At 60.8% G+C, this 13,470-nt stretch carries 13 protein-coding genes; 5 read left to right on the top strand and 8 right to left on the bottom strand.

The genetic code is table 11. The annotated features are described in order from the left end of the window. Positions 1 to 4: 4 nt before the first annotated feature. Genes BLU35_RS08790 through BLU35_RS08760 form a run of 7 tightly spaced genes read right to left on the bottom strand, consistent with a single transcriptional unit; the run spans position 5 to position 6,731 of the window. Positions 5 to 580 carry a glucose-6-phosphate isomerase gene (locus BLU35_RS08790; protein ID WP_093232803.1) on the bottom strand — a complete coding sequence of 192 codons (576 nt, stop codon included), beginning with the start codon at positions 578 to 580 and terminating at the stop codon, positions 5 to 7. 12 nt (positions 581 to 592) lie between these two features. After that, positions 593 to 1,543: a shikimate dehydrogenase family protein gene (locus BLU35_RS08785; protein ID WP_176907186.1), complete on the bottom strand. Its 951-nt coding sequence runs from the start codon at positions 1,541 to 1,543 to the stop codon at positions 593 to 595. A gap of 7 nt (positions 1,544 to 1,550) precedes the next feature. Then, entirely contained in the window at positions 1,551 to 3,050 is a 1,500-nt protein-coding gene (glpK, locus tag BLU35_RS08780; protein ID WP_093232801.1) for a glycerol kinase GlpK, read from the bottom strand. A gap of 23 nt (positions 3,051 to 3,073) precedes the next feature. Further along, positions 3,074 to 4,123, bottom strand: a complete 1,050-nt coding sequence (locus BLU35_RS08775) for a galactitol-1-phosphate 5-dehydrogenase (protein WP_093232800.1) — start codon at positions 4,121 to 4,123, stop codon at positions 3,074 to 3,076. Continuing rightward, positions 4,120 to 5,178, bottom strand: coding sequence for a zinc-dependent dehydrogenase (locus BLU35_RS08770; RefSeq protein ID WP_093232799.1), 1,059 nt, complete (start codon positions 5,176 to 5,178; stop codon positions 4,120 to 4,122). Before BLU35_RS08770 ends, BLU35_RS08775 begins: the two co-directional genes overlap by 4 nt. A 4-nt stretch (positions 5,179 to 5,182) precedes the next feature. Continuing rightward, positions 5,183 to 6,016, bottom strand: a complete 834-nt coding sequence (locus BLU35_RS08765; protein WP_093232798.1) for an SDR family oxidoreductase — start codon at positions 6,014 to 6,016, stop codon at positions 5,183 to 5,185. Positions 6,017 to 6,074: 58 nt separating this feature from the next. Continuing rightward, positions 6,075 to 6,731 carry a bifunctional 4-hydroxy-2-oxoglutarate aldolase/2-dehydro-3-deoxy-phosphogluconate aldolase gene (locus tag BLU35_RS08760; RefSeq protein WP_286161476.1) on the bottom strand — a complete coding sequence of 219 codons (657 nt, stop codon included), beginning with the start codon at positions 6,729 to 6,731 and terminating at the stop codon, positions 6,075 to 6,077. A gap of 181 nt (positions 6,732 to 6,912) precedes the next feature. Between BLU35_RS08760 and BLU35_RS08755 the strand changes: the two genes are divergently transcribed. The 3 genes from BLU35_RS08755 to BLU35_RS08745 all read left to right on the top strand — a co-directional run bounded on the left by BLU35_RS08755 (position 6,913) and on the right by BLU35_RS08745 (position 9,990). Next, positions 6,913 to 7,548: an HAD family hydrolase gene (locus tag BLU35_RS08755; protein WP_093232796.1), complete on the top strand. Its 636-nt coding sequence runs from the start codon at positions 6,913 to 6,915 to the stop codon at positions 7,546 to 7,548. Positions 7,549 to 7,642: 94 nt separating this feature from the next. Next, positions 7,643 to 9,247, top strand: a complete 1,605-nt coding sequence (locus BLU35_RS08750; RefSeq protein WP_093232795.1) for a GMC family oxidoreductase — start codon at positions 7,643 to 7,645, stop codon at positions 9,245 to 9,247. Between the two features lie 59 nt (positions 9,248 to 9,306). Then, a complete protein-coding gene (locus tag BLU35_RS08745; protein WP_093232936.1) occupies positions 9,307 to 9,990 on the top strand; it encodes a GntR family transcriptional regulator in 684 nt (227 codons plus the stop codon). A gap of 3 nt (positions 9,991 to 9,993) precedes the next feature. Here BLU35_RS08745 and BLU35_RS08740 read toward each other — a convergent pair whose 3' ends face one another. Beyond that, positions 9,994 to 11,502 (bottom strand): aldehyde dehydrogenase, encoded by a 1,509-nt coding sequence (locus BLU35_RS08740; RefSeq protein WP_093232794.1) that lies wholly within the window; start codon positions 11,500 to 11,502, stop codon positions 9,994 to 9,996. Between the two features lie 95 nt (positions 11,503 to 11,597). Here BLU35_RS08740 and BLU35_RS08735 point away from each other — a divergent pair, with 95 nt between their 5' ends. Both BLU35_RS08735 and BLU35_RS08730 read left to right on the top strand, forming a co-directional pair. After that, positions 11,598 to 12,461, top strand: coding sequence for a transketolase (locus BLU35_RS08735; RefSeq protein WP_286161474.1), 864 nt, complete (start codon positions 11,598 to 11,600; stop codon positions 12,459 to 12,461). A gap of 1 nt (position 12,462) precedes the next feature. Next, a complete protein-coding gene (locus tag BLU35_RS08730; RefSeq protein ID WP_093232793.1) occupies positions 12,463 to 13,452 on the top strand; it encodes a transketolase family protein in 990 nt (329 codons plus the stop codon). Positions 13,453 to 13,470 lie beyond the last annotated feature (18 nt).

Genomic DNA, 13,470 nt, shown 5'->3' with positions numbered 1-13,470 from the left:
TCGCTCAACCGTTCCAGCGGGGATTGTCGATGACGGTCGGCTTGCCGTCGCGCTCGACCATCAACTTGCGGAAACCCTTGCTTTCGATGGTGCCGTAGTCGTGACCTGCGTTGCCCGGGAACGCGAAGAAGGTGACCAACGGTTCCGTGGGGTGCACGTTGATCGAACGATGCGCCCAGCGTCCGGGCACGTAGACCGCCTTGCCCGGCAGGAACTCGAGCCACTCCGTCTTACCCTCGGGCGTTTCCATCATCATGTAGCCGTGGCCGCGCAGGCAGTAGTAGACCTCAGCGGTGTCGATGACTGTGTGAAAATGGCCCTTGGTCATGTGGTATTCGTCACCGACCTTGCCGGGATAGGTGATCGAAGTGCCATAGGCGACATCCTTCTCGCTGTCAGGCACGCCCATGTCGTAGAATTCGTAGAGGAGCGCATCGCCCTTCGCCAGCTGCGCTTCGTATGCCGCCTGGTCATGGAACATGCCCTTCATTTTCGAGAGCGTGCGGCGGATGGGTTCGCGTGTCGAGCTGAGGCCGTTGTTGAGGTTGAATTCATGGAGGCTAGGGAGCATGTCGGTCATTGCGTCGTCCTTTCAGGCGGTTGCGTCGCGGGCGATACGGCTCAAGGCCTCGAAGGCTGGCCCGGACATGGGGATGTCGATGTCGAAAACTTCGGCGATCACGCGCGTCCAGCCGTGGATGAAATAGACCCATCCATCATGAACCGTCAGATTTCGCGCGCTGGCCGCCGCGTGGGCCTGGTCGAGGAAGACGAGGTCGCCACGATAGTTGAATTCCCAGACGAGGCCGTTTTCCGGAAACCGCACCGCATCTGTGAGCGGTGAGCCCGGGCCGTCCTTACCGAGACCCGTGGCGTTGACGACCATGGAGCCGGCGGGCAGGTCACCCACCACCCGGTCGGCTTCTTCAGGCGTTGGGGCGAGCCGGTATTCGACGGGGATCGAGAAGCCGATTTGCCCGTGTACTTGGCGCATCTCGGCAAGCGAGGCTTCGCGGCGGGCAGTCACGACGAGGCTCGACGGCACATCCCCGCCAGCCTGCTTCTTGTTGTGCAAATACAGGGAAAGCGCCAACGACGACCCGCCGGATCCCAGCACGCAAAGCGTTGCACCCGTACGCGCCCAATAGCCTTCGGGAACGATCGCTTCGAAGCTCGCCCCGGCGGTGATCGGATCCTTCGCGTGGCCGGCGAGGCGACCGTTGCGCTTAGAGATCGAGCTGATTTCGTGCAGCGTGCGCGCATAGGGGTCAAGGTCATGGAAAAGCTCACGCGAAGCCTTCAGCAAATTGACCTTGTGGGTCGTTACTAGCGCGCCCAGTGACAGAGGATCGGCCTTGATGAATTCCACTGCACCGCGATAGGCGGCCGGATCGGAATTCGGAGCAAAATCGATGCCTTTCATCTCGGCATCGAGGCCGAGATGCGCCGACCACGCCGGAAAAACCTTCATGATCGAAGACTTACCGGTCGTGACCCCGATAAAGTACATCGTGCGCCGGGTAGCGGGAGTATATGCCATCAAAACGTCCTCATTCGTGCTCGGCCCAGTCCCGGGACCTGTCGATGGTGCGGCACCAGCCGTGGTAAAGGTGGTCGGCGGACGCTCTGTCCGTCGAGGGTTGGAATTCGCGGTCGAGCGCGAAGGCGGTGTGCAAGTCCGCCATGTCCTTCCAGTAGCCGACGGCGAGCCCGGCCAGGAACGCGGCGCCCCGCGCGGTCGTGTCGATTACCTTCGGGCGCAATACCCGCACGCCGAGTTGATCGGCCTGGAACTGCAGGACGAAATTGTTCATCGCTGCGCCGCCGTCGACCTTGAGTTCGGCAAGGGCGATACCCGAGTCGGCCTCCATGCGATCGATCACGTCGCGGATCTGGTAAGCCATGGATTCCAGCGAGGCGCGGATCAAATGATTGCGGTTCGCGCCCCGGGTGATGCCCACGATCGTGCCGCGCGCGTACTGGTCCCAAAAGGGCGCCGACAGGCCGTTGAAGGCGGGAACGATATAGACGCCGTTGGTGTCCGGCACTTCGAGCGCCGCCGCTTCCGTCTCCGATGCGCTATGAATGATCTTCAGTTCGTCGCGCAGCCACTGCACCACGGAGCCCACTGAGAAAAGGGTACCTTCCAGCGCGTACTCAAGCTTTCCTCCGAGCCGCCAGGCGACCGTAGTGAGCAGGCCATTGTCGGAGGCCCGCATCTGCGAGCCCGTGTTCATCAACAGGGTGCCGCCGGTGCCATAGGTTGCCTTGACCATGCCCTCGGCAAAGCAGGATTGACCGAAGAGCGCGCCTTGCTGGTCGCCGATCGAAGACGCGATCGGAATCTCGGCCCCAAAGAGATCGGGATCGGCCAAGCCGTAGACCTCGGAACTGTCACGCACCTCCGGCAGGATGGAGCGCGGGACATTGAGTTCGGCCAGCAGGCGCTCGTCCCAATCTCCGGTCTGGATATTGAAGAGCAGCGTACGCGACGCGTTTGAGGCATCCGTGACATGGGCGCGACCGCCCGTCAGGTTCCAGATCAGCCAGGTGTCTATGGTGCCTGCCGCGAGTTCCCCGCGCTTGGCCCGTTCGGTCGCACCGGGCGTGTTTTCGAGAATCCAGGCCAGCTTGGTCCCCGAGAAATAGGCGTCGATGACCAGACCGGTTGTATCTTTGACATAACGCTCAAGTCCCCTCGCCTTCAGCTGATCACAGACGCCGGCAGTGCGGCGATCCTGCCAGACGAGGGCATTGTGCAGGGGAACTCCTGTCTTGCGATCCCAGACCAGGCAGGTTTCGCGCTGATTGGTGATACCAATCGCCACGACCTGATGGGCTTCGATGCCAGCATTGTGCATGACTTCACGGGCGACCGAGAGCTGGGTCGACCAGATTTCGTTGGCGTCATGTTCGACCCAGCCGGGCCGTGGATAGATCTGCCGGAACTCCCTTTGCGCGAGTGAGACGATATTGCCCGCCCTGTCGAACAGGATCGCTCTTGCGCTGGACGTTCCCTCGTCCAGCGCCATGACATAGCGCTCCACCATGGTAATCTCCTCCCATACATGCGTCAGTCGTTCGGCTTGAACAGGATCTTGTGATACCTGCCGAAGCTTCGCTCTTTCAGTGCCTTGAATATGGACGGCGCCTCCTCGAGCGTCGCCCGGTGCGTGATCAGCGGCTCGACCGTCAAGCGGCCGTCCGCGAGCAACCCGATGATGTCGAACCATTCCTTTCCGGGGAACGGCAGCGAATAGGAATTCCAGGATCCGACGACCCGGAGTTCTTCGCGCACGATGCGCGCGAATGCCTTCTCCGCGAAGGTAACGTCTCCATACGCCGTGCCGTAGAGCATGACAGCGCCCTGCTTGGCAGTGACCATGATGGACAGGTTGCGACCCGGCTCAGAGCCGGCGCATTCCAGCGCGACCGCGACGCCGCGGCCGCCAGTCGCCTCCTGCACGCGGGCGACCACATCGTCCCTTACCGGGTTGAGGCAGAGGTCCGCGCCGACCTCGCGTGCAAGCGCAAGCTTATCGTCATCGACGTCGATAGCTATCAGCGGCCTCGCGCCCGAGAGCTTGGCGAATTGTAGCGCGAAATAACCGAGCGCGCCGCAGCCAACCACGGCGACCGCATCTCCGAGTTTGATATCCAGTTTGTGGATGCCATGCAGGATGATCGCAGCCGGTTCGATGGTGGCCGCTACCTCGTAAGGCACGTTGTCCGGCACCTTCAGTACGTTTGCGGCGGGCGCACAGAGATACTGCGCGAACGCCCCGTCACTGCGCGAGCCCATGAAGTCGTAGTCGTCGCACAGGTGAAACTTGCCGGCTTCGCACCATTGGCATTTGCGGCACGGCATCAGCGGCGCAACGGCCACCCGGTCGCCAACATTCAGATGGCTGACAGAGGCGCCCACCTTTTCCACACGTCCCGCGAATTCGTGTCCCGGAATGGTGGGAAAGTGGTAGGTCCCTGTCACCATGACGCGGCCGATGTCCGAACCGCAAATGCCGGCGGCCTTGACCTCGACCAGAACGTCGTCCGGACCGATCTCGGGGACCGGTACGTCCTCGACCCTGAGATCGCCGGGCGCATGCAACACAGCAGCCTTCATTGCAGCTTCTCCTCCTGCGGGTAAATGATCGTTTTCATGCCCTTTCCGGACAAAGCATGCTCGAACGCGGCGACCGCATCCGCCATGCCAAAGCGATGCGTGACGACGTCGGTCACACGGATCCTGCCGGTCTCGACGAGCCGAAGCGCGCGGGCATAGTCTTCGACACTGGAGCCGGTCGAACCGAGAAGCTTCAGACCCCAGTAGTGAACCTTGTTCGTATCGAGTTCGACGAGCGTTCCCTTGTTGAGACCAGAGAAGAAATTCATCCGACCGAGGCGCGCCAAGCAGGCCAGGGCCTGGACCTGAAGCTCAGGCGCAGGCGCGCAGGTCAGAGCGACGTCGACGCCGCGACCGCCGGTCAGACGCATCACCTCATCGACCACGTCGACCTTGCTGGAATCCACGGTGTGCGTGGCACCCAGCGGGGCGATTTCCTCGAGACGTTCGGCGCGACGGCCGACGACAATCACTTGCCCCGCGCCATAGGCACGGGCGAGTTGAAGAAACATACCCGCGATCGGTCCGGTACCGAGGATCAGCACGCGGTCTTCGGGCGCGACCGAAAGATCCTTCCAAGCGTTAAAACAGCAGGAAAGCGGCTCGACCAGCGAGGCCTCCTCGTAGCTCATCGCCTCGGGGATCTCGAAGAGATTGCCGCCAGAAATCGCCCCGGCGGTGACGACCATGTACTGCTGAAAGCCGCCGTCGATGTCGATGCCAAAGGCCCTGTAATCGGGGCACATGTTGTTGAGGCCTTTGCGGCACATATCGCAATGACCGCAACCGATGTTCGGCACGACGGAAACCCGTTGCCCCGGCTGCCAGTGCGACACGTGACGCCCGACCTCAACGATCTCACCCGCAAGCTCGTGGCCGAGCACGCGCGTGTCATTGACCCCGACGCGAAAATGGCCGCCGCGCAGGACCTTCAGGTCCGTGCCGCAGATCGAGGCGGCGAAGACGCGGACGAGCACCTCGTCATCCCGGGGCTGCGGGCGCGGCCTTTCCTCGAGAACGATGCGGCCCTTGCCCTGATAGACGGCGGCCTTCATTGCGTTACACCTCCATGCCGTAGCGATGGGCCTTGTGGGTCGGATAAAGCGAGATGGTCGGAATGGTGACATCCGGGGTTCGGGTGGCAACGTAGAGCGCCAGCCAAGCGACGTTGTCGACGTCGATGCAGGACGCGTGGATCCCTTCCTTAATTTCCTTCTCGTCGAGCCAACCGTCTACGTAGGCTTCGAGATCACCGTCGTAGAGCCCCTTGTCGATGATCTCGGTCATCGGCGTCTTGACGTGGCTCGGATTGAGCACCGTCACCCCGATCTTCTTGTCTTTACCTTCGAGGAGGATGTTCTTGGAGAAGCCCAGCATGCCGTGTTTCGAGGCACGATAGGGACTATGGCCCGGCCCAGAGGCGACGCGCGTGGATGACGAACCCATGTTGATGATGCGACCGCCCTCGGCCTGCTTTTCCATGTAAATGAAGGCTTCGCGGCAGCACAGGAACACCGCCGTCAGGTTTGGACCGATCGTCTTGTTCCATTCATCGAGGGTAACGCGGGTGACCGGTGGCGCAAGACTGTCGCGCCCGGCGGAATTGACGACCACGTCGATCGAGCCAAAGGCTTCGTTGACCTGCTTGAAGAAGGAGCGGACCGTTTCTTCCTCGCAGACATCGGCGTAGATCGGAAGAACCGTGCCACCATCCGCTTTGATCTCGCTGGCGACGCGCTCAAGGCGCTCGCGGTCAAAGTCGACCATGGCGACCTTGGCGCCGTTTTGCGCATAAATGCGCGCCACCGCCTCACCGATACCGGACGCCGCGCCCGTGATGATGCAGGATTTCCCCTTGAGGGAGAGCCCCTCAGACAGGGTGTTGCTAGCCATTTGAACCTCCGTGTTTTCGCTCCGTCCGGAGCCTGTTTCGAACGTTGTGAAAGCCGCCTCAGCCCTTCTTGGCCAGGGCGACGGCTTCTGCAGTCAACCGAGTGATTTCCTTGAAATTGCCGTCTCGGATAAGCTTTGCGTCCACCATCCAGGAGCCACCGCAAGCAAGAACCGTCGGAAGCGCCAGATATGAGGCCAGGTTGGCGGGGCCGATCCCTCCGGTCGGAACGAAGCGCATACCCGGATAAGGTCCCGATAGCGCTTTCAGGAATGGAACTCCGCCACTCGGCTCGGCCGGAAAAAACTTCACCGCCTCCAGCCCGAAGCCCATCGCTTGCTCGACGCCCGTCGGGTTGTTGACGCCCGGAACGATCGGAAGCGCAGCCTCTAGCGAAGCTTCGACGATTACGGGATTGAACCCCGGCGTAACGATGAACTGAGCGCCAGCGCCACCGGCTGCGGCCAACTGGTCCTTCGTCAGGACGGTGCCCGCCCCTACCAACATCTCCGGCAGCCTGTCGCGGATAAGAGAAATCGCGCCCGCGGCCGCCGCCGTGCGGAAGGTAATTTCCGCCACGGCCAAGCCTCCTTCGAGCAGAGCCGTCGCAAGCGGAATGGCGTCGGCCGGAGCATCCAAAACCACCACGGGCAGAATGCCTGCAGCAGAAATACGTGCGGAGACGTCGGCGGCGGTTGACTTCATCGCTTCCTCCAATCGAATTCGTTACCGTGCATGATTGATAGAATGAAATTTGTTATTGCGCAACACTAAAAAAATTGATTTTTATTTTTCGCGACGGGCGAAACCCGTTTGCGCCTCAGCTCGCGGCACGCGGAACTCGTGTAAGCCCCGGTGAAAGAGGCATGACCTCAATCTCAAACAGCGCGGAACGACAATGATCAAGGCAGTCTTGTGGGACATGGATGGCACATTGGTTGACAGCGAAGGCATTGCGGTTTCGGCCCTTGCCCTCGCTATGGAGGAGGAAGGATTGACGCCTCCGACGGACCTCATGCAACGCGTAGTCGGACGCTCGGCAGACGAAATTTACCGAGACATGGTCAATACCTTCGGGCTGCGCGCGAGCCCTTTGGAATGGGAGCGGCGCAAGCACCACTTTTACTTCCGCGCAGCCGACCAGCTCAGAGGCTATGACGATGCAGTGTTGACATGGCACCGACTGGACGCAGCGAACATTCGCCAGGCGGTAGTCTCAAACAGCGACCGCGCTATCGTTGACGTAAACCTGCGCGTTGCCGGCCTTGCACGTCCGGGCCTTGTCACGGTCGCGCGCAACGACGTTCTGCGGGGAAAACCGGACCCGGAAGGATATCTGAGAGCCGCATACCTGCTAGGCGTCGAGCCCCGCGAGTGCTTGATCGTCGAAGACAGCGCCAGCGGCGCGGCCGCGGCCCTTTCCGCCGGCATCGAGACGGTCTTTGTGCCTCACAGCCATAGCGCCGCACCGGCGGGCGTGAGGACCCTTTCGTCCATGAGCCAATTGCAACAGGAGGTACTCGAACCAGTATAAGGCCTCGCAGCGCGGCCGCGCCAGGCAGTTGACGAACTGCGCTGGCATCAAATAGAATATATGATATATTATCGTTCTATCTCGGGAGGAATTAATGGTGGATTACATAGTTGTCGGGGGCGGTTCCGCTGGAAGCGCCCTCGCGGGCCGTCTGGCACTCGCAGATGCTGGCAAAGTGTTGGTCATAGAGGCCGGTCCACGAGATTCAAATCCACTCATCCACATACCCGCGGGCTTCGTGAAGCTCCTGGATACGGACCTCCTCTACCACTACAAGACCGAACGACAAGCAGCTCTGAACGGCCGTTCGCCAGTGATGCCGCAAGGCGCGGTGCTTGGTGGCGGAGGCTCGGTCAATGCGGCTATCTACGTCCGAGGCCAGCGCCGCGACTACGACGATTGGGCCCGCCTCGGCGCAGATGGTTGGGGCTACAGCGACGTCCTGCCGTATTTTCGGCGGGCGGAGGATAACGATCGGCTTTCCGATGCCTACCACGGCACGAACGGACCGCTCGGCGTTTCCGATCTCAGGCAGATTACCGACCTCACCCGCGCATTTGTTCGAAGCGCTCAAGAAGCTGGTATTCCGTTCACGTCCGATTTCAACGGCGCGCGCCAACGCGGCGTCGGCTTCAATCAAACGACGACCCGCAATGGCCGTCGCTGCAGCGCGGCGGTCGGTTATCTGCGCCCGGCGATGAAGACCGGAAATCTTGAGATCCGTACCAACTGCCACGTGACACGGATTCTCTTCGAGGGAGATCGAGCGACGGGCGTCGAATACATTCGCCAAGGAAAGGTTGAGACGGTTCACGCAGACAAGGAAGTGATCCTGTCGGGCGGAGCGGTTCAAACGCCAAAGCTGCTTATGCTCTCTGGCGTCGGCCCGGAAGACGAACTGCGGCGACACGGCATCGCCGTTAAACATCGACTGGACGGCGTGGGTCAGAACCTTCAGGATCACCTCGAGTTTCCCGCCATTCGCTACTGCACCGGGCGGTATGGCTACTACGGGGAAGACACCTTCTTCCGGTCCATTCGCAACGGCCTACAGTATCTCTTCTTTAAGTCGGGACCCGTGATGTCCAACGTGACGGAGGCTTGCGCCTTCGTGAACGTGGACGACATGGAAGCTGAACCGAACATCCAGATGCACTTCGTTCCGATCGTCTTCATGGACAGCGATCAGGAGTCGGTCAAACGCGCAGGCGCCACCGTAAACCCATGCGTGCTGCGCCCGGAAAGCCGCGGAGAGATTCGGTTGCGCTCCGCCAGCCCCGCAGATCACCCCATCGTGGATCCAAGGTATTTGACTGCGCCGGAGGACATGCGGCTGTCTGTGAAGGCATTGAAGCTCGCGCGGGAGATTCTGGCCCAATCTTCGTTTGCAGCGTACGTCGAAAAGACGGAGGCGTATCCAGGACAGGCGATTGAGGACGACGAAGCCCTCGCAGCTTACGTGCGCTCCAAGGGCAAAACCGTCTACCATCCAGCTGGCACGTGTCGAATCGGACACGACGACATGGCAGTCGTTGATCCCGAGCTTCGGGTTCGCGGCTTGCGGAACCTCCGAGTTGTGGACAACTCGATCATGCCGACACTTATCTCCGGCAATACGAACGCAACCGCGATAATGATCGGAGAAAAGGCGTCAGACCTCATAAGAGGACTGCAACCGCTTGCGCCATCGAACGCGTGATGTTGCAATGCTGTGCTAGGACTTTCAACGTCAAACCAGGACGCGCCGCGGATCTTCAGATGAGCCAACTGCCAAAACTCAATAAAGGGAACCTTTCCGAGCAGGTCTATGGCACCATCCGCGCATCCCTAATGGACGGCCGTTATGAGCCCGGCGAGCGGTTGACAATCGCAAGTTTGGCAGAGCAACTCGGCGTATCGATCACACCGGTCCGCGAGGCGATTTTCCGCCTCGTGACTGAGCGCGCTTTGGAAATGCGCGCCGCCACCTCGATACAAGTCCGGAGCCTGACTCCTCCCGAATTGCGGGAGATACAGCTAATACGGCACCTTCTCGAAGGGGAGGCAGCCGCCCAGGCCGCCTTGAAAATATCCCGGAAAGATCTCACGCGGCTGGAAGTCCTGCAGACCGATTTCACAAACGCGGCAGCGAGCGACCCGCTCGAAGCTTCACGCGTCAATCGCGAGTTTCATTTCAAGCTCGCAGACGCCGCGGAGATGCCGCTGCTTTACGCGACCATCGAAAGCATGTGGGCGCAAATGGGTCCGCTTATCCATCTATACCACCTCAATACGCCGACCCGCGTTCTGGTGAGCGGAACGCACGGTCATTATGACGTACTCCGCGCTCTCGCCGTGCGTGACCCCGAGGCGGCGCGACGCGCCATTCAGGCTGATATCGGCGTCGGTACCGTCATGGTTGAATGGCTCGAGGCAAAGGAGGCGGCCGAAGCCGCCTCCTGACGATCACAGTTCGATCCAAGTCGTCTTCAGCTCGGTGTATTTATCGAGCGCGTGCAACGACTTGTCACGGCCGTTACCCGACTGCTTGAATCCCCCAAACGGTACCGTCGCATCCCCGTGATCGTAGCAGTTCACCCAAACCGTACCCGCACGGAGCTTGCGAGCGATCCGGTGGGCACGCGACAGATCGCGTGTCCAAACGGCCGCGGCCAGACCATATGAGCTGTCATTGGCGACGCGCACGGCCTCCTCGTCATCCGCGACGGTTATGGTCGAAAGGACCGGGCCGAATATTTCTTCCCGCGCGATGGTCATGTCGTTGGTGACATTCGCGAAAATCGTCGGGTTTACATAGTAGCCATCCGGCGTGTCCTGTGGCCGGTCTCCGCCGTACACGAGCCGCGCCCCTTCCGCCTTGCCCTTCGCGATATATCCTTCTACGCGATCCCGGTGGCTGCTCTCGACGAGAGCGCCGAGTTTCGTCGCCGGGTCAAGCGGATCGCCCGGCCGGATCGACTTGACGGTGTCAACGACGATCTCAAGGAACTGGTCCTGAATGCGCTCCGAAAGGATCAGCCGCGAAGGCGCAACGCACACCTCCCCTTGATTGAAGCAGATTGCCGTGGCAGCGCGCTCTGCAGCAGCGCGGAGCTCGGGCACGTCATCGAGAATGATATTGGGCGATTTTCCACCGCACTCCAGATAGACGCGCTTCATGTTGGATTGTCCGGCATACTGCAAGAATAGCTTGCCGACTTCGCCGGAGCCTGTAAATGCGAGGCAGTCGACATCCATGTGCATCCCGAGCGCCTTGCCGGCCGTGGGACCGAAACCGGGGACGACGTTGAAAACTCCCTCCGGAATCCCAGCTTCCGCGGCGAGTTCCGCCAGCCGGATCGCTGTAAGAGGGGATTGCTCGGCCGGCTTCAGAACGACCGAATTGCCCATGGCGAGCGCCGGAGCGAATTTCCAGGTGGCCATCAGCATCGGGAAGTTCCAAGGGACCACGGCGCCAACGACGCCGATGGGCTCGCGGGTGATCGTCGCTAACTGGTTAGGCCCCGTGGGCGCGATCTCGTCATACAGCTTGTCCGGGCATTCCGCATACCATTGCAGCGTGTCCAGCACGACATTCACATCGATATTGCGGCTTTCTTGAACAGGCTTTCCCATATCGAGCGTCTCGAGGACAGCAAGCTCGTCCATGTGCTTCTCGAACAACGCCGCAAAGCGTTGCAGCACCTTCTTACGCTCTTTTGGTGTCCTGTCGCGCCACACACCTGTCTCGAATGCCCGGCGCGCCGCCGCTACGGCACGATCGACATCTTGGGCATCGCAAGCAGCGACTCGGGCGATCACCTGGCCATCGCGCGGTGAAATATCTTCAAACATTTGCCCGGAAGCCGCGTCGACGAAGCGCCCGTCGATAAACGCCTGCCCCTTGATTGCGATCCGACTGCGGATGGCCGCGATTTCTGTTTTTGTCAGCGTGAGATTCACAATCTCCTCCATTTTGTTCGTGACAATATATCATATATCATGTTAGATCACCGCATCGCAAGGCAGTTATTACCGACGTTCGCGATCGGAAAATGAAGGAGAGGCGTGTGACGCAGCCAATCAGAAATGATTTCAGACCAACGGAAGCCGAGATAGCGCGGCTACGAGATCGCGCGCAGTTCGTGCGTCTTGAAACAATCAGACTCATCGAGATCGCAAAGGTTGGGCACTACACGTCCGTCTTTTCGGCGGCAGAGATTTTCGCGGCGCTCTACTACGACGTGATGCGGCTCTCGCCGGATCCGAAGTGGCCGGATCGTGACCGATTCCTCATGGGCAAGGGGCACGCCGCAGTTGGTCTTTTTCCGATCCTCGCAGAACTCGGCTACATCCCGACCGAAGTTCTGAACGGCTATACCAGGCTCGGGAATCCTCTTGGCGACCATCCCGACATGCGCAAGGTGCCGGGCGTCGACTTTTCCTCCGGTTCAATCGGACACGCGCTATCGAACGGTCTCGGCATGGCGCTCAACGGGCGCCGTCAGGGTCGCGACTTTACCACCTTCGTCATGCTCGGCGACGGTGAAATGCAGGAGGGTCAAGTCTGGGAAGCGGCCATCGGTGCGGCACACCACAAGCTCTCCCGCCTCGTCGCGATCGTCGACCGCAACGGATACCAGCTCGACGGTGCCGTCGACGATGTTATGGGCATTGAGCCGCTGGATGAAAAATGGCGCGCCTTCGGCTGGGAGGTACACGTCGTCGATGGCCATGACATCGCCGAGCTGACTTCGCTGCTGCGTCGCGTGAAAGCCGACAGCACCCGCGGAAAGCCGTGCTGCATCATTGCGCGCACACTCAAGGGCAAGGGCGTTTCCTACATGGAGACCGAGCCCGGTTGGCACCTCGGCTACCTCGATCCTTCCGACGCGGAAGCAGCCCGCCAAGAAATTCTCTCCAAGGTGATCTGACATGAGCACTGCCAACCTCCGGCCGACCTCGCCAAACTCCTGGCACTATCGTGAACTGAACATGAAGAACCCCGGCCTGGACCACCTGTCCAACGGGCTCATCTCCCTAGTCGAGGACGGGCGTGACGTCGTCGCCGGCTCTGCGGATCTTCAATACTCCAACGGCCTCAATCGCTTCGCTTCCCGCTTCCCCGATCGCTACTTCGGATTCGGCATCTCCGAGCAGAACATGGTGTCGGCGGCCGCAGGCATCGCGACAACAGGCACGATGCCCTATGTTGCGACCTTCGCCTCTTTCCTCGGCCTGCTGACCTGCGAGCAGATCCGCATGGATGTTGCCTATTGCGCCCTTCCCGTGCGTCTGATCGGCCACCACACCGGAATCTCGATGGGCTTCTACGGCACGTCGCATCACGCAACCGAAGACATCGGCACGATGCGCTCGATTGCGGACCTTACAGTCGTCTCCACCGCTGACGGACCGCAGCTCGAAGCTGCAATCCGTGCATCGGCAGACCACGACCGACCCATTTACTTCCGCACCGGCCGCGGTCGCGAGCCGGACCTCTACGATCCCACAGCCGCGTTTACGTTCGGAAAGGCTATCGAACACGCGCAGGGCGAAGAGGTGACGATCATCGCCTGCGGACTCCCGGTACATCCCTCCGTTCAAGTGGCCAAAAAGCTGAAGGCCGAGGGCCGTAGCGTGGGTGTCATCGACATGGCGACGGTCAAGCCGATCGACCGCGATGCCATTCTTGCGGCGGCCGCCCGTTCGAAGGTCATCCTGACGATCGAAGAGCACAACATCCTCGGCGGGCTGGGCGCTGCAGTTGCCGAGGTCCTCGCGGAAGAGGGAAGCCCCGCTAAACTCGTGCGACACGGCATACGCGACGAATACGCGCTGATCGCTCCGCCGACACATCTCTACGCTCACTACCGGCTCGACGAGGCCGGGATCGAATCGGTTGTCCGCGAGATCATCCGCTGACAACCGCCACCGCGCACC

Source organism: Sinorhizobium sp. NFACC03, assembly GCF_900103435.1.
Classification (GTDB): domain Bacteria; phylum Pseudomonadota; class Alphaproteobacteria; order Rhizobiales; family Rhizobiaceae; genus Ensifer.
This window is presented reverse-complemented; position numbering and strand designations above follow the sequence as displayed.